Source organism: Pyxidicoccus fallax, assembly GCF_012933655.1.
GTDB classification, from domain to species: Bacteria; Myxococcota; Myxococcia; order Myxococcales; family Myxococcaceae; genus Myxococcus; species Myxococcus fallax.
In genome coordinates this window covers 1-24206 of the sequence record NZ_JABBJJ010000095.1, presented here as the reverse complement: position 1 = coordinate 24206, position 24206 = coordinate 1, and the positions used below count along the sequence as shown (strand labels likewise).

At 70.7% G+C, this 24206-nt stretch carries 22 protein-coding genes; 10 read left to right on the top strand and 12 right to left on the bottom strand.

The features are described 5' to 3' along the window. Positions 1-275: 275 nt before the first annotated feature. The 4 genes from HG543_RS21090 (at position 276) to HG543_RS21075 (ending at position 3660) form a co-directional block, all read left to right on the top strand. Positions 276-752: an Lrp/AsnC family transcriptional regulator gene (locus HG543_RS21090; protein ID WP_169346615.1), complete on the top strand. Its 477-nt coding sequence runs from the start codon at positions 276-278 to the stop codon at positions 750-752. 3 nt (positions 753-755) lie between these two features. Next, positions 756-1973 carry an aminotransferase-like domain-containing protein gene (locus HG543_RS21085; protein ID WP_169346614.1) on the top strand — a complete coding sequence of 406 codons (1218 nt, stop codon included), beginning with the start codon at positions 756-758 and terminating at the stop codon, positions 1971-1973. Positions 1974-2161: 188 nt separating this feature from the next. Next, on the top strand, positions 2162-2908 hold the full coding sequence (locus HG543_RS21080) for an SDR family oxidoreductase (protein WP_169346613.1): 747 nt from the start codon (positions 2162-2164) through the stop codon (positions 2906-2908). Between the two features lie 110 nt (positions 2909-3018). Continuing rightward, a complete protein-coding gene (locus tag HG543_RS21075) occupies positions 3019-3660 on the top strand; it encodes a hypothetical protein (RefSeq protein WP_169346612.1) in 642 nt (213 codons plus the stop codon). A gap of 5 nt (positions 3661-3665) precedes the next feature. On the opposite strand, the gene HG543_RS21070 is transcribed toward HG543_RS21075, so the two are convergent. Continuing rightward, positions 3666-6269: a lytic transglycosylase domain-containing protein gene (locus HG543_RS21070; RefSeq protein ID WP_246357194.1), complete on the bottom strand. Its 2604-nt coding sequence runs from the start codon at positions 6267-6269 to the stop codon at positions 3666-3668. A gap of 268 nt (positions 6270-6537) precedes the next feature. Between HG543_RS21070 and HG543_RS21065 the strand changes: the two genes are divergently transcribed. Together HG543_RS21065 and HG543_RS21060 are read left to right on the top strand one after the other, a co-directional pair. After that, positions 6538-8799 carry a BACON domain-containing protein gene (locus HG543_RS21065; protein WP_169346611.1) on the top strand — a complete coding sequence of 754 codons (2262 nt, stop codon included), beginning with the start codon at positions 6538-6540 and terminating at the stop codon, positions 8797-8799. A gap of 137 nt (positions 8800-8936) precedes the next feature. Beyond that, positions 8937-10187: a serpin family protein gene (locus tag HG543_RS21060; protein ID WP_169346610.1), complete on the top strand. Its 1251-nt coding sequence runs from the start codon at positions 8937-8939 to the stop codon at positions 10185-10187. Here HG543_RS21060 and HG543_RS21055 read toward each other — a convergent pair. From HG543_RS21055 to HG543_RS21030, 7 genes are all read right to left on the bottom strand, one after another. Continuing rightward, a complete protein-coding gene (locus HG543_RS21055) occupies positions 10177-10851 on the bottom strand; it encodes a TVP38/TMEM64 family protein (protein WP_169346609.1) in 675 nt (224 codons plus the stop codon). The genes HG543_RS21060 and HG543_RS21055 overlap by 11 nt on opposite strands. Next, a complete protein-coding gene (locus HG543_RS21050) occupies positions 10848-12077 on the bottom strand; it encodes a GNAT family N-acetyltransferase (protein ID WP_169346608.1) in 1230 nt (409 codons plus the stop codon). The genes HG543_RS21055 and HG543_RS21050 overlap by 4 nt, the downstream gene beginning before the upstream one ends. Before the next feature lie 150 nt (positions 12078-12227). Then, the gene (locus HG543_RS56375) at positions 12228-12362 is read right to left on the bottom strand and encodes a hypothetical protein (protein ID WP_281404436.1); all 135 of its coding nucleotides are present in this window, start codon (positions 12360-12362) and stop codon (positions 12228-12230) included. A gap of 34 nt (positions 12363-12396) precedes the next feature. Further along, positions 12397-14100, bottom strand: coding sequence for a fatty acyl-AMP ligase (locus HG543_RS21045; RefSeq protein ID WP_169346607.1), 1704 nt, complete (start codon positions 14098-14100; stop codon positions 12397-12399). 20 nt (positions 14101-14120) lie between these two features. Then, a complete protein-coding gene (locus HG543_RS21040) occupies positions 14121-14366 on the bottom strand; it encodes an acyl carrier protein (protein WP_169346606.1) in 246 nt (81 codons plus the stop codon). Continuing rightward, entirely contained in the window at positions 14366-14875 is a 510-nt protein-coding gene (locus HG543_RS21035) for a PaaI family thioesterase (protein WP_169346605.1), read from the bottom strand. Before HG543_RS21035 ends, HG543_RS21040 begins: the two co-directional genes overlap by 1 nt. Before the next feature lies 1 nt (position 14876). Further along, on the bottom strand, positions 14877-16139 hold the full coding sequence (locus HG543_RS21030; protein WP_169346604.1) for a ferritin-like domain-containing protein: 1263 nt from the start codon (positions 16137-16139) through the stop codon (positions 14877-14879). A 194-nt stretch (positions 16140-16333) separates the two neighbouring features. Here HG543_RS21030 and HG543_RS21025 point away from each other — a divergent pair, with 194 nt between their 5' ends. Then, on the top strand, positions 16334-17185 hold the full coding sequence (locus tag HG543_RS21025; RefSeq protein WP_169346603.1) for an alpha/beta hydrolase: 852 nt from the start codon (positions 16334-16336) through the stop codon (positions 17183-17185). Positions 17186-17248: 63 nt separating this feature from the next. Next, positions 17249-17641, top strand: coding sequence for a RidA family protein (locus HG543_RS21020; protein WP_169346602.1), 393 nt, complete (start codon positions 17249-17251; stop codon positions 17639-17641). Between the two features lie 392 nt (positions 17642-18033). On the opposite strand, the gene popD is transcribed toward HG543_RS21020, so the two are convergent. Together popD and popC are read right to left on the bottom strand one after the other, a co-directional pair. Further along, positions 18034-18447, bottom strand: coding sequence for a PopC secretion inhibitor PopD (gene popD, locus HG543_RS21015; protein ID WP_169346601.1), 414 nt, complete (start codon positions 18445-18447; stop codon positions 18034-18036). A 63-nt stretch (positions 18448-18510) separates the two neighbouring features. Then, entirely contained in the window at positions 18511-19950 is a 1440-nt protein-coding gene (gene popC / locus HG543_RS21010) for a subtilisin-like protease PopC (protein ID WP_169346600.1), read from the bottom strand. A gap of 599 nt (positions 19951-20549) precedes the next feature. On the opposite strand from popC, the gene HG543_RS21005 reads away from it, so the two are divergent. Together HG543_RS21005 and HG543_RS21000 are read left to right on the top strand one after the other, a co-directional pair. Then, entirely contained in the window at positions 20550-21362 is an 813-nt protein-coding gene (locus HG543_RS21005) for a prolipoprotein diacylglyceryl transferase family protein (RefSeq protein ID WP_169346599.1), read from the top strand. 15 nt (positions 21363-21377) lie between these two features. Further along, complete coding sequence (locus HG543_RS21000; RefSeq protein WP_169346598.1) at positions 21378-21956, top strand: class I SAM-dependent methyltransferase; 579 nt, start codon at positions 21378-21380, stop codon at positions 21954-21956. Here HG543_RS21000 and HG543_RS20995 read toward each other — a convergent pair. After that, positions 21931-22911, bottom strand: a complete 981-nt coding sequence (locus tag HG543_RS20995; RefSeq protein ID WP_169346597.1) for a sigma-70 family RNA polymerase sigma factor — start codon at positions 22909-22911, stop codon at positions 21931-21933. The two genes, HG543_RS21000 and HG543_RS20995, sit on opposite strands and share 26 nt — an antisense overlap. 3 nt (positions 22912-22914) lie before the next feature. Continuing rightward, positions 22915-24206 (bottom strand): phytoene desaturase family protein (locus HG543_RS20990; protein WP_169346596.1); only part of this gene is annotated, 1292 nt, incomplete at its 5' end.

Below are 24206 nucleotides of genomic sequence, written 5' to 3'. Positions count from 1 at the left end.
TCCACCCGCGCACACCGAGAGGCACCGACTTCGCCCCACCGGGCAGAGCCACGGTCCGCGGTGGCGCCTTCCTTTCCCACTCCCCTTCCGAAAACCCTCGCCCGGGCCGTCCGCGTGACGCGCCCGCGACGGCATCGTCCGTGCAATCAGCCCCCGGGCAACCTCTGGGCACCCGCCAACACGGCCGGGAATGCCCAGTTGCATCCTTGGAACATCAAATTTAAATTAACTGCCTGAACGTCGCCGCACTTATAAAAATAAGGTCCCCCTTCCCCATGCCCCTGGACGAGCTCGACCACCGCCTCATCGACCTGCTGCAGCGCGACGGCCGCGCCACGCAGCTGGAGCTGTCGCGCGCGGTGGGGCTGTCGCAGCCCGCGGTGGCCGAGCGCATCCGCAAACTGGAGGACCGGGGCGTCATCACCGGCTACACGGCGCGGGTGGACGCGTCGAAGCTGGGCAAGGACATCACCGCGTTCATCGGCGTGAACATCGAGCACCCGAAGTACTTCGACGGCTTCGCCAAGAAGGTGCTCGCGCTGCCGGACGTCCTGGAGTGCCACCGCGTGGCCGGCCAGGACTCGTACATCCTCAAGGTCAAGACGGCGAACACGAAGACGCTGGACTCGCTCCTCGTCGAGACGCTGCGCACCATCGCGGGCGTCACCCGTACGCAGACCACCATCGTCCTGTCATCCATCAAGGAGGACACGCACGTGCGTGTCCCTCCCGAGCAGCTGAAAGGAGAGTGAGTCATGAGCGCCGACGCAATGAGCGCACCCCTTCCCCCTCCGCCGGTATGGCGGCTGGCCCAGCGGATGTCCCGCATCAAGACGTCCGCGGTGCGTGAAATCCTCAAGGTCGCCGAGCGGCCGGACATCCTCTCCTTCGCGGGAGGCCTGCCGGCTCCGGAGCTCTTCCCGCTGGAGGCCATCGCCGAGGCGCACGCCGAGGTGCTCGCCACCGAGGGGCGCGCCGCGCTCCAGTACAGCACCACCGAGGGCTACGGCCCCCTGCGCGAGTGGATCTGCGGCCACCTGCAGAAGCGCGGCCGCGTGGCGAACCCCAACGAGGTGCTCATCACCAGCGGCTCGCAGCAGGGCATCGACCTCGTCGCCAAGGTGCTGCTGGACCCGGGTGACCTCGTGGTGGTCGAGAGCCCCAGCTACCTGGCGGCCCTGCAGACCTTCGGCGCCTACGAGGCGCAGTTCGCCACCGTGGGCAGCGACGACCACGGCATGCGCACCGACGACCTGGAGCGCCTGCTGGCCACGCACAAGCCGAAGCTGGTCTACGTCGTCGCCAACTTCCAGAACCCCAAGGGCACCACCCTGGCGCTGGAGCGTCGGCGCGAGCTGGTGCGGCTGGCCCAGAAGCACCGCTTCCTCATCCTCGAGGACGACCCGTACGGCGAGCTGCGCTTCACCGGCAACCACCTGCCGTCCATGGCCGCCTTCGACGACGAGGGCGTCGTCGTGTCGCTGGGCACCTTCTCCAAGACGCTCGCCCCGGGCCTGCGCATCGCCTGGGTGGTGGGCCCGCGCGACTTCGTGCGCAGCCTCACCATCGCCAAGCAGTCCACGGACCTGCACACCGCCACGCTGGCCCAGCGCGCGGTGGCCAAGCTGCTCACCCGCTTCGACTACAACGCCCACCTGGAGACCCTGAAGCCCGTCTACGGCGAGCGCGCCAACGCGATGATGGACGCCCTCAAGCTCCACATGCCCGCCGGCACGAAGTGGACGACGCCCGAGGGCGGCATGTTCCTGTGGGTGGAGCTGCCCGCGGGCCTGAGCGGCGACGCCCTGCTGCCCAAGGCCGTGGAGCAGAAGGTGGCCTTCGTGCCCGGCAGCCCCTTCTTCGCCAACAACCCGCGCGCGGAGTTCCTGCGCCTCAACTACTCCAACCGCCCGCCCGAGCTGATTACCGAGGGCATGCGCCGCCTGGGCGCCGTCATCGCCGCGTCGATGTAGGCTGGAGGCGTACCGCGCCGGGAGTGTACCGGCGCGGTGGCCACCTTCTCCGAAGTTGAAGGCCGATTCAGGTTTCAGGTGTCTCACCGCTGGCCAGCGCGGCCCCGGTTGCGTAGCCTGCGCCCACTTTTCCGGTGGCGCGGGACTCCAACCGGGGCACCGCGCCGCCTCAACTCGCGGAGAGACACATGCAGCTCAAGGACCTCAAGATCATCGTCACCGGCGGCGCCCAGGGCATGGGTGCGCACTTCGCGCAGCGCCTGCAGGAGGCGGGTGCCCAGGTGGCCGTGGGCGACGTCAACGAGGAGCGCCTCGCCGCGCTGCCCGCCGGCATCCACCGGCGCAAGCTGGACGTGTCCTCCGAGGCGGACATCACCGCCTTCGTCGAGTGGGCGCACGACGCCATGGGCGGCCTCAACGGCCTCATCAACAACGCGGGCATCCTGCGTGACGCGCTGCTGGTGAAGAAGGACAAGGCCACCGGGCAGGTGAAGAAGCTGTCCACGGCGGACTGGAACGCCGTCATCGGCGTCAACCTCACCGGCGCCACCCTCATGGTGCGCGAGGTGGTGGCGAAGATGGTGGAGAAGGAGGCCAAGCCCGGCGTCATCGTGAACATGTCGTCCATCGCCCGGCACGGCAACCGCGGTCAGTCCAACTACGTGTCCGCCAAGGCCGCGCTGGCCGCCAACACCGTCACCTGGTCGCGCGAGTTCGCCCCGTTCGGCATCCGCGTGGGCTCGGTGGCCCCGGGCATGATTGAAACGCCGATGACGCAGGGCATGAACCAGAAGGCCCGCGACACCCTGGTGGCCTCCATTCCGGTGGGCCGCATCGGCGTGCCCGAGGACATCTGGGTCGCCGTGAAGTTCATCATCGAGTGCGACTACTTCAACGGCCGCACCATCGACGTGGACGGCGGCCTCAACTTCTGAGGCGGCCCCGTGGCGGGGCCGGTGTGCACGGCCCCGTCCCCCATTCCCCGCCGCTCCGGAGTGCTGGCATCCTTCCCGCTGGCACTTCCGCCCTGTCCGCCGAGGTCCGCATGGACAAGGACATCCACCCGGGGAATCTGGATTACATCCAATCGAAGGAGCTGCGCGAGGCGGCCTCCCAGGAGCTGGCGGCCGGGCGGAGCGTCCGGTTCCACGTGCGCCCGGCCGTCAACGCGTTCTACGGCTTCGTGGAGACCCTGGTGGTCGATGGTACCCGTGCGGCGCAGTCCTCCGACGTCGACCCTCGCGTCTGGTGGGGAAGATGGGACGCGGGCTCGGAGACGCTGGGCCTGGGCGGTGAATGGTGGGGCCTCCAGGGTGAGCGCCGCGAGGCGCCGACGCCGCGGGAGCCGACCCGGGATGCGGTTCAAGCTCCCGTGTCCGACTCGCGAGACGCCGGGGAGGAGGCGCGGGCCCGTGTGTCCTCCTATCGCGGCATCGAGGAGGAAGTGCGGGCGCTCGTGTCCCGCTCGCGCGACCTGGAGGAGCTGTTCATGGCGGTGCGCCGGAACGTCTCCCTCATCGCCAACCTGAGCAACGAGGAGCGCCGGCGGCTGCTGCCCACGTTCGGCAACAGCGAGCCGCCCTGGAACCTGGAGCACGTCTGGAGCTGGAGCACGTCGCAGGTCCTCGTGAACCTGCCGGGCCATGACGGCCCGGAAATCGTCGGCCGCCAGCTCTGGGACCACTGACGGCTTCAGCGCACGCTGACGTCGTCCACGCGGAGGTTGCGCAGCACGGCGGGCTCGTTCGCGTAGAGGAGCTTGTAGGCGCTGTAGCTGCCGAGCACCTTCTTCACGTAGTCGCGCGTCTCGTCGAAGGTGATGTGCTCCACCCACTCGTCCAGCTCGGCCTGGGGCAGCGCGTGCCGCCAGCGCTCCACCGCGCGAGGGCCCGCGTTGTAGGCCGCCACCGCGTAGGCCACGTTGCCCCCGAAGTGCTTCACGAGCTGGCCGAGATAGGCCGCGCCCAGGCGGACGTTGTCCGCGGGCTGGAGGAGCGCGGCCTCGCTCACCGTGGGCAGGTCCAGTGAGTCCGCCACCTGCCGCGCCGTGGCAGGCATGAGCTGGGCGAGGCCCAGCGCTCCGGTGGACGAGCGCGCCCTCGGGTTGAAGCGGCTCTCCTCGCGGATGAGCCCCTGCAGCAGGTCGGGGTCCACGCGGTGGGCGCGGGCATAGCGCTCGATGAGGTTGCGGTAGGCGCGCGGCCAGGTGGCCTCCCAGATGGGGCGAGACTCGGCGTTCAGCGGGCCGTGGATCTCCTGGCGCAGGGCGGAGCGGGCCACGTGCCTCGCGGCCTTGCGACGGCCCGTGCGCAACACCGTCTGGTAGAGCAGCCGCGCCGGGGCCTCTGGCAGCGCGCGGGTGTCCACCGCGAGGAACTCCTCCACGGCGCCGGGCAGCCCCATCCGCAGCAACTCCACGCCCGCCGCGAAGCGCGCGTCCTTCTGGAGCGGACCGGGAGGAAGCGGCCAGACCTCGACGGGCTCACCCGGCTCGACGGCGACGGCCTTGGCGACACCTCCGGCCTGCTTCACGGGCTTGCCGGACGTCGAGGCGAGGGTCGCGACAGGACTCCCCGTCCCCGCTCGCGACCCCTGCGCCCCGGGCAGCGCGGCGGCGGCACCGGTCGTGGAGACGGCCGTGAGGGTCTCCGAAAGAGCGCCGCTGCCCGGATTGCCGGCCGACGCGGTGGTCCCGACGCTCCCACCGGGCTTTCCGGCCGCGGCGACCAACTCGACAGTCCCATCCGACTTGCCGGAGCCGCCCGTGCCCTCCACCGAGGAGCGCGCACGCGCGAGCCGCTCCGGAGCGAGCATCGCCAGCCGTGAGCGGGCCAGCAGCCCGTACCACGCGGCCGGGCGCTCGGCGGCGAGGAGTTCGTACGCGGCGAACGCCTCCGCCGCGTTGGGCCCTCCCTCCTGCATGCGCGCCGTCCAGTACCGCGCGCGCCAGAGCGCCTCATCCGTCCGCGCCGCCTCGGGGAGTTGCTCCACCGCCTTCAGCGCGGCCAGCGCGGCCTCGGGCTCATCGCGGCGCGTGTGCAGCCAGAACGCGCGGAACAGCGCTTCCGACGCGAAGTTGCCACCGGGGTAGCGACGGGCCGTCTCCTCGTAGCGCGCCATCGCGGCGTCCGTGTCGCCGGTGCGCTGGAGGAACCACGCCGAGAAGAAGAGCGCGTCATCCGCGTAGCCATGCTCCGGGTAGTCGCGCGCGAGCGTGGCATACGTGGTGATGGCCGACTTCGGGTCCACCACCGACTGCGAGTAGCCCAGCACGTAGAGCGCCTGGGGCCGGTACTCCGGCGAGTTGCACTGCTCCACCATGGGCGCCAGCATCTGGATGGCCCGGCGGTGCTGCCGCTCCTTGCGCAGCGCCCGGCCGTAGGTGAGGTGCGCGCGGCACGCCAGCTCGTCCGGCAGGTCCACGCTGCGCAGCACCCCGCTCAGCATGTCCATGCCCGCGTGGTTGCGGTGCAGCTCCACCAGCGCCTCGGCGCGGCGCACCCGCCACTTGAGGGGCAGCGGCAGCCCCTTCAGCCGCTGCGCGGCGCGCTGCGCCTCGACGGACAGCGGGCTCGTCGCCCAGACCTCCAGCAGCGCGCGGTGCTCGGCGTTGTACTGCCCCTGCGCGCGAGCCAGGTCGCAGATGGCCAGCAGCGCCTTCATGCGCAGCGCGTCCGGCCCGCGCGACTGGCGGCTGTCGATGAGCTCCTGGAGCGCGGCCAGCGCGCCAGGGATGTCCCCGCGCCGCTGGAGCACGCGCGACAGGCTGAAGCGCGCCTCCGGGTAGAGCGGCGAGCCCGGGCTCACCTCGCGGTAATGCCCGGCGGCCAGCTCCCACCTGCGCAGCTTCTCGTGGGCCTGGGCCGCCCGCAGCAGGCAGTGGTCCTTCAGGGGCGCGTAGTCGTTGGCCAGCGCGGCGAACTCCTCGGCCGCGACGGCGTAGTCCCTGGCGAGCAGCGCGCTCTGCGCCTTCAGGAAGCGCACCGGGGGTGTCTGCTCCTCCCCGGCCAGCAGGGCGCGGGCGCGCGCGTAGCGGCCCCAGTCGAACTGCGCCTTGGCCTTGGCCAGGTTCCCTTCCGCGAAGTACGGCGCGAGCTGCTCGGGCCCGAAGGACGGCGTGGACAGCGCGTCACTCTCCGGCTGCGCCGTGGGTGAGTCGAGCAGCGCCTCCAGCGCCTCCTCCGAGAGGACCCCTTCCGGTCCCTCCTCCGCGGGCTCCTGCGCCCATGTGGGGCCTGCTCCCAGCACGCTCGCGCATGCGAGGAACACCACTGCTCCCGCTCGAAGCCCGTCCATTGCCGCCCTCGTGTGGAAAACTGGGGCGCCAATGCATTGTCACGCTCGGTGCGAACGGGACTGGGTCATCGCCTGCTCCCCTGCTCGCACGTCGACCATGCGATACCGGCGCGGGCTCATGCCCCGCGCCGTTGCACGAAATCCAACGGGAGCCCAGGGCGCGTGAGTAGGCGACGCTGCGAGCGGGTGGCGGTTGCAACCACCCCCGACATGCTAGCGTCCCGCGCTCCGCGTGTGGCCCGGGCCGCCGCGACGAGCCGAGGACGTAATGAACACCCTGAGGGGGAAGTGTAGGGGCACGAGCCTGCTCGTGCTGGGCCTGTCGCTCATCCTGTCGAGCGCGTGCAGCGAGGAGGTCCGCCTGACGGTGGAGCCCTCCAGCCTGAGCTTCGAGGCGACGGAAGGAGACTACAGCGAGCCCGCGCCGAAGCTGCTCACCGGACAGCTGCTGAACCTCGGGGAGGACCAGCGCGTCTTCCTCTCGCTGGTCCACACCAACAATGGTCTGCAGCGGGTGGAAGCGCCCCTGACCAACCCGTCTCCCATCAAGGTCTATCCGAAGCAGCCCACCCGCGGCGGTGACACCCATCAAGACGTGGTGGTCATCGCCGCTTGTGAGGACGCGGACTGCAAGCACCACTTCCCAGGCAGTCCGGCGACCATCCCCGTCACCTACTCCATCAAGGGTCGCCTCCGGATTGACAACGGCATCCCCCACGATCGGACCTTCCATCAGGTCGTCGGAGACGTCCCCCCTCCCGCCGTTCCCATCGAGCTTCAGGGTTTCGAGAGGAGCTGGAAGGCAGAGACGAACCAGAAGTGGCTCAAGCTCAGCGCCAGCAGCGGCCAGACGCCGGCCACCCTCATGCTGAGCGTGGAGCCCAACACGCTCCCCGAGGGCACTCACCTCGCCGACGTCTTCATCTCCGATGCCGAGACACTCCAGACCTGGCCCGTCCACGTGAGGCTCACGAAGAGCCTGCCGTACCTCCAGGTGGCCGGCGAGGAGCTGCGCTTCGCCGACAAGGTCGACGGCGTCCACCCGCGCCGGCAGCTCTTCGTCACGATGCCAGTGGCCACCGCCTCCCCGTGGACCGCCACCATCGACCATGGCGACGGGCCCCGGTGGCTGAAGCTGAGCGCGATGGCGGGCACCACCCAACCCAATCCCACGGCGCCGCTGGAAGCCTTCGTGGACGAGACCGACCTTCCCCCTGGCGAGTACCGGGCCACCGTCACCTTCACCGCCACGGTGGAGGGCCAGACGCTCACCCAGGTGCGCCAGGCCGAGCTGCGGCACCACCTGAACCAGTTGCGGGTGAACAGGTACGGCGTGGCCCTGATGCGCACTCCGTCCCGGAGCCGGCTCTCGGAGTCGATTCCCATCCTGGAGGGCAGCGGCTCGAAGACGACCACCTGGACCGCGAGCGCCAACCAGGACTGGCTGTCCGTCACTCCACGAGGGACCACGGGAAGCAACCTGACGCTGACGGCCAACCCCGCCGGGCTTGCGCCCGATATCGTCCATGTGGCGACCGTCACCGTCCGCTCCCTCGAAACGGTGAATGAGCACACCCTCCAGGTGGGCTTCTGGGTGGGCGCGAGCGACGCGGTCAACCCCGTCACCGTGCCTTCCGTCTTCCGGGCCGTCGAGGTCGACCCCATCCGGCCCTACGCCTACGTGCACGACGGCGCCACGCTCTTCGTCCACAACCTCTACACAGGCGCCCGGGTCGCCACGCTGGACGGCCTTGGCACCGCGTCGGGTGGCCTGGGCCTGGGCGGGATGGCGGTGAGCAGCGATGGCTCCGTGTTGTATGTCGTCGACGGGGACGCCCGTCAGGTGGTGCCCATCCGCCTGAGCACACTCACCCCGGGGACGCGGTGGGGCCTCGACACAGGCACCTCCCAGAACCTCACCTACGTTCGACCGAGCGGAGTGGGGCTCCTCATCGCGGGAGATGGACACATCTACGACGCGGACACCGGAGCGCGGCTGCCCACCAGCTCCCCCTTCGCGGCTCGGGATACGCTGAGCGCCTCCCTGAACCCCTACACGTTCTGCACCCTGGGTGCCTGTACCCAGGATTCCTGTGGTCCGTCCCGCTGCTACTTCCTGGGGTTCTTCAGCCACGACGACCTGAGCGTCATCCCGCACGAGGAGCTGAGCGCGGACGCAACCGCCGTGGCCGTCAACCCGAGCGGCACCCGCATCTACGTGGCGTCGGGTCCTCCGTACGAGTTCCAGGTCCTCAACAGGGGACCCGAGGGTCCGCTGCCGAGCCTTCACGCGGGCGCACCGCCCAACGGGCTGGTCATCGACGTGGACGAGCGCGTCTATGGCAGCGCGTACACGCGGACCGGGCCGGCGGATGTCTGGATATATGACCGCGACGGCGCGGCGCTCGGCACGCTCCGCCTGGGGAACAGCACCGCGGGCATCCGCGACGGTCAGCTCAAGGTGTCCGGTGACGGCAGGCGCCTGGTGGCGCTCACCGAGGACAGCCTGAAGATTGTCTCTACTCCGTAACAGCGTTTCGAGATTCTGAGGCCGTCACGGATTTCCAAGAGGGTCCTCGCGCCCAGGTGCCCGAATTCCTTCGCGCGAGCCCCCGGCATCCGTCGTGCTCATCCGCCGCGGGCAACACCTGACCTCCTGGAGGAACGATGACCCGAAGTTGGAAGGATGCGGCCCTGGCGCTGGCGGCGGTGGGACTCCTGGCTTGCGGCGAGACGCAGCAGGCTCCGGCTTCCGCGGAAGCCCCCGGCGAGCGCGTGGCGAGCTCCCTGGCGCGCAGCACGGACGCGGCTCCGCGCGCGGACCTCGATGCGGCGGTGCTCGGCCATACGCAATTCGCGCTCGACCTCTACAAGAAGGTGGCCCCTCCTGGCGGGGACGATGTCTTCCTGTCGCCGTACAGCATCTCCAGCGCGCTCTCGATGACGTACGCGGGCGCCGTTGGCGAAACGAAAGAGGCCTTCGAGCAGACGCTGAACATCTCGCTCGCGCCGGACGCGTTCCACCGGGCCATGAACCACCTGGACCGCGAGCTGGGCCGCCATGAGGAGCTCACCAGCACCCAGCAGCTCTTCGTGCAGACGGGGCTCGGGATGGAGACACCCTTCCTGGACGTCATGGCCCGCGAGTACGGCGCCGACGTGCGGCTGCTGGACTTCGCCCGGGAACACGAGCGCTCACGGCAGGAAATCAACCGCTGGGTCGACACCCGCACGGAGCACCGCATCCCGGAGCTGCTGTCGGAGCAGGACATCGACGCGTCGGTCCGGGTCGTCCTGGTGAATGCCCTGTCCTTCAAGGCCTCCTGGAAGCAGGCGTTCGACGAGAAGCTCACCGCCGACCGCCCGTTCCACGGCGCCGACGGGACGCAGACGCTGGTGCGCACCCTGCGCTCCCCGGAAATGGAGCTGCGCGCGGCCCGGCTGAACGGCGTGGACGTGGTCGAGCTGCCGTATGACGGTGACGCGCTGTCCATGGTGATTCTCGCGCCGCCCGCCGGACAGCTCGCGGCCTTCGAGGCCTCGCTCGACGCGGACCTCCTCGCGAACGCCATCGCCTCGCTCTCCGACGACAAGGTCTCGCTGTCGATGCCGGCCTTCGAGATTCGGGGCAATGCCAACCTCGACAGGCCCCTGCAGGAGCTCGGCCTGGCCAAGGCCTACGGTGACGCGGACTTCTCGGCCATGACGAAGGAGGCCGCCCTGCAAATCAAGACGGTGGTCCACCAGGCCTTCATCCACGTGGACGAGAAGGGCACCGAGGCGCAGGCCGCGACGGCGGTGGTGCTCGGTGAGCGGGCCGCCTCGTCCGAGCTGAACCTGGACCGCCCCTTCGTCTTCCTCATCCGCGACCGCGCCACCGGCGCCATCCTGTTCCTGGGCCGCCTCGTCACGCCCTGACGGTTCCTTCCAGAGCGGGCGCGGAGGCCAGCCGCTTCCGCGCCCACGCTGCGAGCCCCACCGCGCTCAGCACCGTGAGCACCACCGTCGCCCACAGGCCCAGGGAGCCGCCACCTCCCGCCACCACGCCCGCCGCTCCATGCCCCAGCAGGAGGAAGAGCATCGTGGCCGGCAGGCTCCCCACCGCCGTGCCCGCGAGGAACGCGGCCGGGCTCACGCGCGTGAGGCCCAGCGCGTAGTTGAGCGCGCCATAGGGGGCCAGCGGTGACAGGCGCAGCAGGCACACCGCGAGGAAGCCGCCCTTCCCCAGCGCCTCGTCGAGCCGGGCCAGCCCCGGGAAGCGCTCCTTCAGGCGCGCGAAGGGCCCCCGCCCGAGGCGGGCGAGGTAGAAGGCCACGAGGTCCACGCCGAGGCTGAGCAGCATCAGCAGCGCCGCGCCGCCCCACGGGCCGTAGAGCACTCCGGCCACGACGGTGAAGGGCGTGGTGGGCAGGAGCAGCAGCGTGGCCACGCTGTACACGAGGCTGAACAGCACCGCCCCCTGTGGCCCCGAGGCGCGCACCGTCTCGAGCGCCGGCAGCGCTCCCGTCGCGAGCGGTCGCAACATCAGCAGCGTCGCCACCAGTCCCAGCACCATGAGCACCGTCGGCAGGTGACGCTTCATGCGTGCTCCTTGAAGGGGTGGCGGGCGGTCCACTTCGGCTGCACCAGCGGCAGGAGGCTCCGGGCCAGAGGGACCAGCAGCGGCTCGCGATGACGGGTGAAGAGGTTCAGGTCCAGCGGCTCGGCGCCCAGCGCGCTCTTGCGCTCCAGGGACGTGCGGCCCATCTGGATGCGGCGCGCGCCGGTGAGGATGCCGTGCTCCACGTCGTCCAGGAGCGCGTTGAAGTAGAGCGCCAGCCGCTCGTTGTGCGCGTAGTCCAGGCCCAGGTAGTAGCCCTCCAGCTCATCGCCCGAGCGCAGGCGCGTGTTGAAGGCGCGCAGCTCTCCGCCCTCGAAGTAGCCCATGAAGTCGAAGGCCTCGCCCAGCGCCTCCTTGAGGTGCACGAAGTAGGACGCGCTCACGCGCGAGGGACGCAGCGGCGAGCGCTGGTGGACCGCGCCGTAGAGCGCCTCCACCCGGGGCGCGAGCGCGGCGATGTCACCCGCGCTCAGGGACCTGCGCTCCACGCCCTCGAACTGGCGCCGCGCCCGGCGGGCCTGCGCGCGGTACTTCGTCGTGAGGTCTCCGAGGTAGTCCTCGAACCGCTTCCACGAGGGCCGCACCGGCAGCACCATCGTGGGCTCCACCCGCACCCGCTCCAGCCCCGCGCGTTCCAGGGCCCGCGTGGCGCCCAGTGCCTCGGGCGCCAGGTCCTTCACGAGCACCATCTTCGCCCGCTCGCGCGCCTGGAGGACGTCCACTGCTTCCGCCAGCGCGGCCCACGCACGCTCCGCGTCGACCTCCGGCCGGTGCGCGAAGCCATGCGGCCCGCACACGAAGAGGTTGCCGCAGATGAGCACGCGCACCCGCATGTGCCCCAGCACGCGCTTGAGCTGCGCGCGCACGAAGTGGGACGTCCCTGGCGCGTCATCCTCCGGCACCAGGTTGGGTCCGAAGCAGTCCATGCCGAAGTCCACGCACTGGAAGCTCGCCACCGCCACTGGACGTCCTGCTTCCCGGAAGAGCGCGTAGCAGAACGTCATGCGCTCGGGCCGGCTGCGCTCCAGCGCTCGCAGGTACGCGGGCTGGAGGAAGACGTGCTCGGCATCCACCACCGCGCGCCAGTCCGCGTCCGGCAGGGTGTCGGCCGAGGAGAACAGCTCGAAGTGCAGACCACTCGCGCCGGGGATGCCGCCAGGGGTCCGCGCATACCTTGCTACCGTGGAAGACCTCATCGCCGTGTGCATGGAGGGGCTCCAACGCAACCTCCGTGCCTCGCCGCGTCGAAGCGCCAGGTGCGCGGTTTTCCTGGGGATGCCCCACGGAGTGTGACTTCACGCGTGTGCAGCGGAGCGCACAGTGCGCGGCGCGGGTGGCGGTCACCGGGTGCACGGTTGTCAGTGCCGCGGGGGCTCCGGGTACAGCTCCGCTTCCGGGCACTTCAACGTGAGGTGGTCCGCCTGTTCTGGAGTCTCGACGGCGTCCGGGTGGAAGCGCTCCAGCTCCTCGACGCGTGACTTCTTCGCGGCCATGACGCCGGAGCATCCTCCCGGGAGCTTCGGGTTGTCACCGCGTGCCTTGCTCGGCGAGCCACTCTTCGTAGAGCGTTCGAGCCTTGTGCCGCTCCAGCTTCCCGCTGGAGGTCCGCGGAATCCGCCCACGCTCCACCAGCACCACGTCCTTCGGTGAGATGCCGAGCGTCGACGACACCGTTTCGCGCACGGTGGCCACCAGCTTCTTGCGCGGCGCCTCGTCCCGCTCGCGCGTCTCCACCAGCACCACCAGCCCCTCCGTGCCCTCCAGTTGCACGCCCACCGCCAGGGCCTCGCGCACGCCGGGCACCTGTCGCGCCACGGCCTCCACGTCGGTGGCGTAGTAGTTGTTGCCGTTGAAGATGATGACTTCCTTCTGGCGGCCCACCACGTACAGCCGTCCCTCGTGCAGGAAGCCCAGGTCCCCCGTGGCCAGCCAGCCGTCGCGGAAGGCCGCGCCGCTGGCATCCGGGTTCCGGTCATACCCCTGCATCACACTGCCGCCCCGGACGTGAATCTCCCCCACCCTTCCCGCCTCCGCGTCCTCGCCCCGCGCGTCCAGCACCCGCACCTGCGTGTCGTGGACGGGCGTGCCCACGGACACCACCTCGCGTGCATCCGGGTGGCCCGGCTGCATCGGCTCCACCACGCCCTGGCCGAGCTCCGTGCGAGCCACCGACAGCGTGCGCAGCGGCGTGTCCAGCTCGCTGAACGTCACCGCGAGCGACGCCTCCGCCAGCCCGTACACGGGCATCACCGACTCCGGACGGAAGCCGGCGGGCGCGAAGTGCTCGCAGAAGCGCCTCACCGTCACGGGGTCCACCGCCTCCGCGCCCATCAGCGCCAGCCGCCACGAGGACAGGTCCAGCCTCTTCACCGCCTCCGCGCCCACCTTCTTCACGCAGTGCAGGTAGCCCGCGTTCGGCGCCGGGGCGATGGTCCCCTTGTACCGGCCGAAGAGCTCCAGCCACCCCTCCGGGTCCAGCACGAAGTTCTCCGGCGACGTCATCACCAGGTGGATGCCCACGTAGACGGACGCCAGCAGGCAGCCGATGAGCCCCATGTCATGGAAGAGCGGCAGCCACACGCACCCCACGTCCTTCGAGGTCATCCGCAGCCCGCGCCGAATCGCCTCCACGTTGGACAGCAGGTTGCGATGCGTGAGCACCGCGCCCTTCGGCGCCGTGGTGCTGCCGGACGTGTACTGGATGAGCGCCGGAGCGTCCGTTGACACGCTCTGCCACGTGGGCGTCGACTCCATCAGTGGCTCCAGCGTGCGCGTGCGCACCCCGTCGCCCATGTCTCCCCGCAGCATCTCCAGGAAGCCCTCGTGAGAGGAGGGCCCCAGCAGCAGGCGGATGTCGGAGCGCGCCATGGCTCCGCGCGTGCGCTCCAGGTAGCGCTCCGGGTTGGAGAAGGGCATCGGCGGCGGTAGCGGTACCGGCACGGCGCCCGCGGCCAGCACGCCGAACAGGCCCCGGATGCTCTCGCCCGACGTGGGCAGCAGCAGCGCCACCCTGTCTCCAGGCCTCACGCCCGCCTCGTTCAGCAGGCCCGTCGCCAGCCGCCCCGCGTCCAGGTACAGCTGTTCGAGCGGCAGCCATTCCACCTCCTCGCCCCCGCTCAGCAGGCGGATGCCCGCCTCGGGGTGGGCCAGGGCGGACTGGCGCAACATCTCCACCAGGGTGTCACCCCGCTGGAGCGGGACGGAGAAGTTCTCGGCGCGCGGAGTCGTCATTGGCGTTCCACCTCGGAGCCCTAGCTGGCCTTCTGGAGCGGCGCCGCGAGCGACTCGACCAGCTCGGTGAACTGCCCCACCGTCTCCAGCCGGAAGGTGGCGTCGTCCGGAATCTCGATGCCGAACCGCTTCTCCACCTTGAGGATGATGGAGAGCACCTTCATGGAGTCCATCCCCGCGACGCCCCGCAGGTGCACGTCCTGCGTCAGCTCCTCGCCGGGCATGCCCAGCTCCGCACTCAGAATCTGGATGATGTCGTCCCGCATCACGTCACCTCGCGCATGTAGCGTTTGAAGCTCTCAAGGGTTTCTTCCGGCAGCCCCTGCCGGGCCGCGTCCATCCGCGCCGGATCCAGGAGCATGAACGTCGCGTCCGCGACGGCGACGAGACCGTCCGTCGCGCTCTCCAGCCGCCCCGTCAGGCGTACCAGGTCGCCGTCTCGCGACTGCACCTCGGCGATGGCCACGTACGGCTGGCCCGTCCTCGTCGCCTTCACGTAGCGAAGGCGCAGACCCACCGTCATCGACGGCAGGCGGCACGCATGGAGCGAGGCGCGGGCCAGCACCTCGTCCAGCACGGTGGCGACGATGCCGCCGTGGATGATGCCGGGGAACGACTCGAAGTCCCGCCCCAGGCACACGTCGGTGGAGATGCGTCCCGCCTCGTCGTGGCGGAACGTCAGGCGCAGGCCGCGCACGTTGCCCGGAGCGCAGCCGAAGCAGTTGCCGTACGCGGCGGGGTCCGGCGGCGGCGCGCGGTGGGAGTCACCGTCCATGTCAGACGAGCTCCCGCAGCGTGCGCTTCAAGTCCTTCACCGTGCGCAGGCCCGCGTCGCCGGTGAGCCCGCGCAGCATGGCGAAGACGCGCGCGTCCGCGCGGTCCGTCACTCCCTGGTGAGACTTCTCCACCTGGCGCAGCCCCGTGGCGGAGGTCGAGTGCGGATAGAAGTGGCCGGCCGGGTGCTTCACGCCGTCGCTCCGGTCCGCGAGCCACACGTACGCCATCCGCAGCGCCGCGTTCAGGTGCGAGCGGTCCAGCTCGCACAGCTCCTTGCAGAAGACGAGGAAGGCGCGCGCGTGGCGGCCCTCGTCACGGCCGAGAATCGTCCAGATGTCGCGCAGCACGGGCTCGCGCGTCTGGCTGGCCAGCGTCTTGTAGTACTCGGCGGCGCGAGCCTCGGAGATGATGTTCATCATCAGCGTGCCCGCTCGGTCCTTCCCCATGGGATAGGGCTCGCGCTTGTACATGGCGTGCTTGGCCGGCACGGAGATGCCCAGCGCCTCCAGGTAGCGACACTGCACCAGCGAGTGCCGCGACTCCTCCGCGCCCCACGACAGCGCCCACGACGAGAAGCTGTACTCGTCGCCCCACTCGCGCAGGAAGTTGTGCGCGCCCGGCAGCGTGCCGAACTCGATGATGGCGGACTCCTTCAGGAGCTCGATTTCCTCGTCGCTCAGCAGCGAGCGGTCCACCTTCGAGAAGTCCCCCAGGTCGGACCACGTCCAGCGGGTGTTCTCGAACCAGTCGAAGACCTTGTTGAAGGTGGCGTTGAGATAGAAGCGCGGAATCAGCGGGTTGGAGCCCAGCGCCCGGTGCGCGCGCAGCCCCTGCTCCACCGCCCGCGCCAGGCCCCCGGCGCCGAGCGACTCCGCGTCGATGACGGCCTCCACGTCCAGGTCGCCCAGCCCTCCCGCCGACAAGAGGCGCGGGCTCGTCCCCAAGAGGAAGATGCGCGTGCGCTCGAAGCGCGGGTCATCGCGCAACAGCCGCAGCGGCGCCGAGGGCTGCCCGTCCGCGGGCTCGTCCAGGAAGGCTACCACCAGCGCATCCTCGCTGGCGCGCGTGAGGTACTCCCGCGCGCGCTCGGGCGCGACGGCATCCAGCGCCAGCCGCGTTCCGTCGGCCAGCGACACTTCGCTCGTCCCACCGGGCAGGGCTCGCGAGGCGAGCCAGACGGCTCGGAGGCTGGGGGCCGGTGTCATCAGGGATGGAGGAACCTGCGCGGCGGACAGGCCGCTGCTCGTCGCGTGAACGCTCATGATGCCCTCTGGAAAGGAACCGAACGGATAGAGGGCCGAAGTACGTTCTGTGACTGGAGAGCCCCCTCGCCGATGTGAACGGGGGCGGCCGCAAATCTTCTCGGCCCCCGGATTCTTGGGTCATCCCGTGGGGAAGGATGGCGGCCTCGCGCGTTCTGTTTACTGTTCTCTCAACGCACGCCGGAGCCTCCCGGATGAATGCCTACTCCCTCCTCAAGAAGCCCTTCTTCAGCCGCTACCAGAAGCCCTGGGTCTGGCCCGCGGAGGCCGAATCGGAGCAGGCGTCCTGGCGGCGCGTGGACCTGGACAACGGGCGGGGCGGGACGCTCGTGGGGCTGTATGGAGAATCCCTCTCCGGACCCGCGCGCGGCACGGTGGTGTGCGCGCACCCGATGGGCGTGGAGGCCAAGGGCTTCTACCTGAGGCACGGCCACGCGCGGATGCTGCGCGAGGGCGGCCTCAACGTGCTGCTCTTCGACTTCAACGGCTTCGGCGAGAGCCCGGACGCGGACCTGCTCTACCCGGAGGACGTGCTCGCGGCGGCGCGAGGCGCGCGGAAGCTGGCGCCGGGGCTGCCGGTGGCGGGGCTCGGCGTGTCCTTCGGCGCGGCCTGGGTGGTGTGCGCGCTGAGCCACGAGGGCCATGGCCTGTCCGCGGCGGTGCTGGAGTGCCCCTTCACCACGCTGGATGAGTACTGGCACCGCTACAAGGTGGCGTTCGCCGTGCTGAAGGCGAGCAACGTGCTCATGCCCCGGCTGCTGGCGAAGCTGCGCCCGGTGGCGCGCGCCCGCGACATCCAGGGGACCCACGCGGTGCTGCTCATCTACGGCACGAAGGACTCCATCACCCCGTCCTCCATGGGCGAGCGCCTCATGGCCGCGTGCCCGCTGCCGAGGGAGCAGTGCTCGCTGTGGGTGGTACCGGAGGCGAAGCACACGCGCGCCCTGGCCGCCGCGCCGGAGGAGTACCGCGCGCGGGTGCTGGGGCTGCTCGATGCGGCCTTCTCGCGGGCGGCGCCCCGGGAGGAGCCGCAGCCCCACGGCTGAGGAGGCGCCCGGGCCGGGACTCCGCTATCACTCGGGCGCACCGAACCGAGGAGGAGCCCGCCCATGACGTCGCCGAAGCATCAGCCCATCGTCGCGCCCAACCTGCCCAAGCCCGTGGGCCCCTACTCACCCGGCATGCAGCTGGACCGGCTGCTCTTCATCTCCGGGCAGGCCGCCACGGACCCCGCCACCGGCAAGCAGGCCGAGGGCATCGAGGCGCAGACGGAGCAGGTGCTGCGCAACCTGGAGCGCATCCTCGTGGCCGGCGGCTCCAGCCTCCAGCACGTCCTGCGCTGCGGCGTCTTCCTCACGGACATGAAGGAGTTCCCCCGGATGAACGCCGTCTACGAGCGCGTCTTCGCCGGGCACCGCCCCGCGCGCACCACCGTCCAGGTCTCCGCGCTGCCCGAGGAAGGCCTGCGCGTGGAAATCGACTGCATCGCCTACGTGCCCTGAGCACGCGGGTGGGACCGGTGCTCACCCGGGCACCGGTGCTCCCGCCGCCCCCCGTGGCCCATCCTTCGCCGCCCGTGCGCTCCCACCACCCTCCGCGTCAGAGGGAGCAAGAGCCAAATCCAGCCCTTTCCGCACGCGGTGTCGACCCCTGAACGGCCACCTCCGACTCCACGGCAGTGGCCAGTTGGCGGGACAATCCCGAGTTTCTAAGTTAATCAGGAAGAAGCGGACCTGACGTCGGTTCACCGTGGCGGGAACGACGGGGCGGGACCGCTTCGAACGGGCGGCGCGAAGAGCGCCGCCGAGAGGTGGCCGCGAAGCCACCCGGGCAGCCCTCCCTACGCTCGGAGGGGGGCCCAGACCAGGGGTGCATGGCGAGGGGCACCCACCGCTTAGATGAGCTTGAGGGGCATCATGGTGCCCGCCTCGAACTCCGGCGCACGGCGCAGCTGGTCCAGCACGCGCGGGGCGCAGCGCAGGTGGAGCATGGGCAATGAGCCCGGCTCACTCACCGAGCGCACGGAGCCCAGGAGGTGCCGCTCCTCGAGCCATCGCATGAAGCTCTGGTGGAAGCGCGCGCTCTCGGCCAGACCGGACTGGTGTATCTCCGCCCTGGAGCGGACCACCGGCCTGGGAGAGGTGCGCCCGCGCGGCGACACGGGTGCCTCACGGGGCATGACCGTGACGTCAATCCACTCGGGCTGCATCTCCAAGCTCGCGGCGCCCGGGAGCGGACGCACGCTCGAGGACAGCCGGGGCACACCTTCGGCGAAGTCGTTCCCCAGCTCGCCATTCTTCCTGCTCATGGCCTCATCCTCCCCCGGGTCCGGCGCTCATCTGGCGCCGACCCCGGCATCAACCCACCACCGTCACCTGAACACGGCCAGGCCCTTGCCCGTCCGGTGTGTCGCCGAGCGAGGGAGCTTGACCGCATTGGCCAGGATCAAATCCCGCACCTCGAGCGCCGTCAAGTCAGGGGCACGGCAACGATACAACGCTGCAATACCCGCTACATAAGGCGCCGCCATGCTCGTGCCACTCATTCGCTCGTAGAACGCCTGGTTGTTGCAGCGACGCTCTGTGGACGAATACACGTTTACCCCGTAACCCATGACGTCGGGGACGATGCGCCTACCCACCGCCCCGCTCGCGGAGAAAGTGGCCACGTTGCGCTCGAAGTCGACTGCGCCAACGGCGAGTGACTCCGGAAAGGCGGCTGGATAACCAACCGTGTCCGGTCCACTGTTGCCTGCCGCGACAACAGGCAGGACGTTGCTGTCGAGCAGGCGACGAATCATGGTCTGCAGGGCGCGCAGGTTGAGGTTGTAGTCGGCCTCGGAAATGCCCGGCGGCGGGTTGAGCGGGAAGCCCAGCGACAGGTTCACCACGGCGGGCCGGGTGGAGTTTTCAGGGCGGCTGAACTGATGCAGCAGCCACTCCATGCCGGCGGCGACGCGGCCGAGGCTGGTGCGGATGGTCTCCGATTCGATGACGGAGGCGACATAGAGGTCGACCTCCGGGGCGACGCCGTGGTGCACACCCGCGGCGATGCCGCACACGTGGGTGCCGTGGCCGTCCGGGTCGAAGCCGCGGATGTCACGGGCCGGATTGTGCGGCGAGTTGGGGAACAGCGAGACGTAGCGGAACTGGATGACGCGGGCGGCGTGCTCGGGGTGGTCCGCGTCCACGCCGGTGTCCAGGATGCCGAGCATGACGCCGGCGCCGCGGATGCCCTGGGCATGGGCCAGGGGCACGCCGCACTCGTCGGGCCACTCACGCTCGGCGAGCGAGGACATGCCGCGGTTGCGCGGCCCCGTCTGTCCGGCGGACACCGGTCCGGGGAAGGAGAGGGGCACGATGTCGGGGATGAACTCGAAGTCGCGCTCCAGCTCGCCGCGGGCCTGCTTCTCGGCGGCGTCCTCGTAGAAGTGGGCCATGGTGGCGCCGATGAGCGGCATGAACCGGTAGCTGCCCGGCTCCGCGCCCGTCTGCTCCGCCACGGTGGCGCCCGGCATGGGCATGGTGGACGAGTCCGCCCCGCGCGTGCCGGCCTTGACGCCCTTCTCCATCTTCGCGCCCTTCTTCTTTCCGCGCGCGCGGTCTTCCTTCCCGCTCACCTGCGGGCGCATGCCGGGCAGCGTGGCCGAGCGCAGGCCGAGCGCCGACAGCGTGTCGGGGGCCTTGTTCGCCACGGCGAAGCGCAGCGCGGTGGTGCGCGGCAGCACGCGCTCGCCCTGCTCCGTGCCGCGCGGCCCCACGCGCGCCTGCGTCTCGATGGATTCCTTTGGAACCAACAGGTAGGACTTCATGGGTGGTGTACTCCTTGGACTACCTCGCAACGCCGGACGCGAGAGGCGAGGGCCTCCGGCACCAGTTCAGCGCCCGCCGCGCGCGGTGCCTCTCGCGAGCGGCGGGGACAATGGGAGCGCGCTCGTGGCGACGTGCTCCCGACAGGGGTGGACCGCGCCCGTGGCGGCGCGCCCACCGTGGTGGGTGAGGCTGACAGCCGCGCGGGGACACACACCGCCCCCGCGCACCCAGGCGCGTCCGGTGTGTGGTGGCTTTCCCCTAGCCGCGTCATGCCATCACCTCGTTCTCCGAAGTCCCGGCCCACAGTGCGATTGGACAGGAGGGGCCTGACAAAAAACCAAGGATTTCCTGTAGTAGACGCGTGGGACCCCCTGATTCGTTCTTCCCGGGTCTTCCCCGAACGTCCGGAAGTGGCTGTGATTCCCTCCCAGGTACGAGAAGAGTGCCAGGAGGCACACAAGGAGGGTGTCCTCCACCGGACCCGCGGAGTGGGAGGGACGCGGCGGGGACGGGAAAGTCCGCGTCCCCACAATTGTTCGCCACCGTCCCTCTGCCCGGATAAAGGGGGGGACGTTCGCCCGTTCTGGAGCCTTCCGCCGTGATTCCCTATTGGAAACCGCCCTCCATCCACCTGGGGCCCGTCACCATCGAGCCCTTCGGCATCTTCGTGGCACTGGGCATCCTGCTGGCCGCTCGCCTGCTCGTCCGCGCGGCGGAGCGGGAGAAGCTGGACCCGACGCCGCTGGCCGACTACGCGATGTGGGGCGTGCTCACCGGTGTCGTCGTCGGACACCTGGTGCACCTGCTCTTCTACCACCCGGAGGAGATGTCCAAGAGCCCCTTCCAGCTGCTGAAGGTGTGGGACGGGCTGTCGTCCTTCGGCGGACTGGTTGGCGGCATCCTGGCGGCGGTGGTGTTCTTCCGCATCCGGAAGCTGCGCTTCAACGACTACGCGGACTGCTTCGCGCTGGGGGTGGCGCCCGGCTGGGCGGTGGCCCGCCTGGGCTGCTTCGCGGTGCATGACCACCCGGGCGTGCTGACGGACTTCTTCCTCGCGGTGAACTTCCCCGGCGGGGCGCGGCACGACCTGGGCCTGTACGACGCCATTGCCCTCTTCGCCATCAGCGGGCTGCTGTACGCCCTGCGCAACGCGGGGAAGCTGCAGGGCCGGCTGCTGCCGCTGACGGCGCTCCTGTACGCCGTCTGCCGCTTCTACTTCGACAGGCTGCGCGCCCAGGACATGTCCTACGTGGACGCGCGCTACTTCAACCTCACCCCGGCGCAGTACGGGTGCATCGCGCTGGTGGCCTACGGCATCTGGGGCCTGGTGCGGCGCGTGCCCGCGCGGACCGCGCCGATGCCGCCGTCGTCCTCGGGCGGCAGCACCAAGCCCGTCGGCGCGGCGCGGTAGCGCACGGAGCGGGGCATGAAGGCGCTCGCGTATGACGCGGTGATGGCCCCGCTCGGGTGGCTCGGGCTCACGGAGGCCCGGAGGAAGCTGGTGCGCGGCCTGTCCGGCCGCGTGCTGGAGGTAGGCACGGGCACCGGGCTGGCGCTGCCGGGCTACCCGGCCACCGTGACGTCCGTCACCGCCATCGACGTGGACGCCGAGGCGCTCGAGCGCGCCCGGCGGCGGCGCCCGGAGGCGGAGCTGCTTCACGCCAGCGTGGAGGCGCTCCCCTTCCCCGACATGTCCTTCGACGGGGTGGTGTCCAGCCTCGTCTTCTGCAGCGTGGACGCGCCGGCGCGAGCGCTGGCCGAGGTGTTCCGCGTGCTGCGCCCCGGCGGCGAGCTGCGCATGCTGGAGCACGTGCGCGCGCCGACGGCGGGGCTCGCCACCACGCAGGACCTGCTCACCCCCGCGTGGAAGCGGGTGACGGGAGGGTGCCGCCTCAACCGGGAGACGCACCTGCTCGTGCAGCAGACCGGCTTCGAGGTCGTGCGCCGGGTACAGCGGCTGCGGGGCATGAGCGAGCTCATCATCGCCCGCCGTCCTCCTCACTGAGCGCGGGCATGCGCAGGCCCTCGAGCTTGCGGGGCGTGAGCACCGAGTTGATTTGCGTGATGCGCCCGTCCGCCGCCAGCGCCCCCCACATCACCATGCGCGTGGGCATCAGGGGGTCCTTCGGGTCCTCCGGATACGTCGCCACCAGCGCGGGCAGTCCGTTGAGCAGCTGGACCTCCGCCGCCATCGGCGGGCCGCGCAGCTCCATGAGCCGGGTGAGGAAGGTGAGCACGCGCCGCGCGCCCACCACCGGCACATGGGCCGCACGCACCTGGCCGTTGCCGTCCGTCACAGCGCGCACGTCGTCGGACAGCAGCGCCTCCGCCGCCGCCACGTCGCCCGACATCAGCGCGCCCATGAAAGCCTCCAGCGCCGCGCGCGTGCGCTCCTGCAAGTCTCTCGTGGGGACACAGCGGGCCCGGTCGTACTCCGCCATGGCCGCGCGGGCGCGGTGGTGCACCACCTTCACATGGACCTCGGACATGTTCAGCGCCTCGGCCACCTCGCGCACCGAGTAGTCGAACACGTCGCGCAGCAGCAGCACCGCCCGCTGCTTCGGCGCCAGCGCCTCCAGCGCCAGGAGGAAGGCAAAGGAGACGCTCTCCAGCAGCTCGTAGCGGCCCTCCGTCGAGCCACCTCCCGGCAGCCGCGCTTCCACTCCCGGCGGCGGCTCGGTGTCGCTCGTGTCCACGGGAGACGGGAGCCACGGGCCCACGTAGTCCTCGCGCTTGCGGCGGCGCAGGTGGTCCCTCGCCAGGTTCACCGCCACCCGCGTCAGCCAGGGGCGCAGCTCTTCCTTCCGCTCCGGGGGTGAGGCCAGCGCCCGCGCGTACGTCTCCTGCACGAGGTCGTCCGCGTCCGCCGCCACGCCCGTCATCCGGTAGCAGAGTCCCCAGAGGAAGCGCTCATGCGCCCGCGCCGCCGCCTCCACCGCTCCGTGCCCCGCGTCCACCATTCGCTATGCCCCCACCGCGCGCCGGGTCTCCGACTGCTGGCCCTGGAGGACGGAGCGCGCCACGGACTCGGCGCTGGCGAAGGACGCGTCGGCGAGCATGCCCTCGTCCCCCACCCAATCTCCCACCCGGTACAGGCCGCTCACGTGCGGCACCTCCGCGGCGGGGCGTCCCGACAGGCCGCCCATCCTCGCCGTCGGCAGCAGGTGGCTCACCCCCAGCGTGGGCCGGAAGCGCCGGGCCACCACGTGCATCCTCCAGCCGGGCTGCAGCACATCCATCACCGCCTCCAGGTCCGCCTCGCTCGCGCGGGCGTCCGCGCCGGTCAGGTACTTCATCACGTGCACCATCGCGCCGCCTCCGGGCGCCAGCTTCGCGGACGCCGAGTGCACCGACACGTACCATGGCCCGTCCACCCCGAGCGCGAACAGCGCGTCCGGCCTCGGCAGTTCCGACAGGCCGAGTTCCAGGGTCGCGGCCTTCACGGGCACCGCGTCCGCCGCCTCGCGCGCGAGCACCGCGTCCCCGGGCACCAGCGCCGCCACGTCGCCGGGGCTCCCCGTCATCACCACCACGTCCGCCGCGCGCACGGTGCCATCCGCGAGCCGCAGGCCCTCCACGTGCGCACCCGGTCCGTGGCCGCTGAGAACCACCGCTTCGACGCGCGAGGAGGTCTCCAGCCGGACGCCCGCCTCGCGGGCCCGGGCCTCCAGCGCTTCCACCAGCGTGCTCCAGCCACCGTCCACGTAGAGCACGTTGTCGGCGAGCGCCATCTGGAGCTGCGACACCGCGACCTCCGCGCTCAGCGCATCGAGGTCCGCGCAATAGGACGACACCCGCGTCAGCGCGCCGACGAGCGCCCGGGCATCCTCGCGGGACAGGCGGGAGTCCAGCCACTCGCGCATCGACATGCGCGCCAGCGCCCGCGCGTCCACGCGGCCAATCCCGGCGAGCAGACGCGCCAATTCCAGCTTGCCGGCGAGCGAGAGCACGTCCGTCGTCATCAGCGACACGGGGCCGCGAGGCAGCGTGTGCAGCCGGCCCGCGCGCAGGGCGAAGGAGCCCGTGCCCCCAGGAATGCCGCCCGTGGGCTTCACGCCCAGCCCGGTGAGCACCCGCATCGCCGCTCCGCCGCGGTACAGCGCGTGCGGGCCGAGGTTGAAGCGGAAGCCCTCCACGTCCGAGGTCTGCGCCCGGCCTCCGAAGTGCTTCGCGCGCTCGTACACCGTCACCGCGCAGCCTCCACGCGCCAGCAGCGCCGCCACCGCCAGCCCGCCCAGCCCGCCTCCCACGACTG

What these genes read in the sequence shown, in the direction of transcription:
- HG543_RS21070 (WP_246357194.1), bottom strand. Translation starts at nt 6,269, where the DNA reads ATGGACGGGCTTCGAGCGGGAGCAGTGGTGTTCCTCGCATGCGCGAGC.
- popD (WP_169346601.1), bottom strand. Translation starts at nt 18,447, where the DNA reads ATGAGCAGGAAGAATGGCGAGCTGGGGAACGACTTCGCCGAAGGTGTG.
- HG543_RS21045 (WP_169346607.1), bottom strand. Translation starts at nt 14,100, where the DNA reads ATGACGACTCCGCGCGCCGAGAACTTCTCCGTCCCGCTCCAGCGGGGT.
- HG543_RS21065 (WP_169346611.1), top strand. Translation starts at nt 6,538, where the DNA reads ATGAACACCCTGAGGGGGAAGTGTAGGGGCACGAGCCTGCTCGTGCTG.
- HG543_RS21060 (WP_169346610.1), top strand. Translation starts at nt 8,937, where the DNA reads ATGACCCGAAGTTGGAAGGATGCGGCCCTGGCGCTGGCGGCGGTGGGA.
- HG543_RS21080 (WP_169346613.1), top strand. Translation starts at nt 2,162, where the DNA reads ATGCAGCTCAAGGACCTCAAGATCATCGTCACCGGCGGCGCCCAGGGC.
- HG543_RS21090 (WP_169346615.1), top strand. Translation starts at nt 276, where the DNA reads ATGCCCCTGGACGAGCTCGACCACCGCCTCATCGACCTGCTGCAGCGC.
- HG543_RS21030 (WP_169346604.1), bottom strand. Translation starts at nt 16,139, where the DNA reads ATGAGCGTTCACGCGACGAGCAGCGGCCTGTCCGCCGCGCAGGTTCCT.
- HG543_RS21085 (WP_169346614.1), top strand. Translation starts at nt 756, where the DNA reads ATGAGCGCCGACGCAATGAGCGCACCCCTTCCCCCTCCGCCGGTATGG.
- HG543_RS21040 (WP_169346606.1), bottom strand. Translation starts at nt 14,366, where the DNA reads ATGCGGGACGACATCATCCAGATTCTGAGTGCGGAGCTGGGCATGCCC.
- HG543_RS20995 (WP_169346597.1), bottom strand. Translation starts at nt 22,911, where the DNA reads ATGGTGGACGCGGGGCACGGAGCGGTGGAGGCGGCGGCGCGGGCGCAT.
- popC (WP_169346600.1), bottom strand. Translation starts at nt 19,950, where the DNA reads ATGAAGTCCTACCTGTTGGTTCCAAAGGAATCCATCGAGACGCAGGCG.
- HG543_RS56375 (WP_281404436.1), bottom strand. Translation starts at nt 12,362, where the DNA reads ATGGCCGCGAAGAAGTCACGCGTCGAGGAGCTGGAGCGCTTCCACCCG.
- HG543_RS21000 (WP_169346598.1), top strand. Translation starts at nt 21,378, where the DNA reads ATGAAGGCGCTCGCGTATGACGCGGTGATGGCCCCGCTCGGGTGGCTC.
- HG543_RS21025 (WP_169346603.1), top strand. Translation starts at nt 16,334, where the DNA reads ATGAATGCCTACTCCCTCCTCAAGAAGCCCTTCTTCAGCCGCTACCAG.
- HG543_RS21035 (WP_169346605.1), bottom strand. Translation starts at nt 14,875, where the DNA reads ATGGACGGTGACTCCCACCGCGCGCCGCCGCCGGACCCCGCCGCGTAC.
- HG543_RS21055 (WP_169346609.1), bottom strand. Translation starts at nt 10,851, where the DNA reads ATGAAGCGTCACCTGCCGACGGTGCTCATGGTGCTGGGACTGGTGGCG.
- HG543_RS21020 (WP_169346602.1), top strand. Translation starts at nt 17,249, where the DNA reads ATGACGTCGCCGAAGCATCAGCCCATCGTCGCGCCCAACCTGCCCAAG.
- HG543_RS21050 (WP_169346608.1), bottom strand. Translation starts at nt 12,077, where the DNA reads ATGCACACGGCGATGAGGTCTTCCACGGTAGCAAGGTATGCGCGGACC.
- HG543_RS21075 (WP_169346612.1), top strand. Translation starts at nt 3,019, where the DNA reads ATGGACAAGGACATCCACCCGGGGAATCTGGATTACATCCAATCGAAG.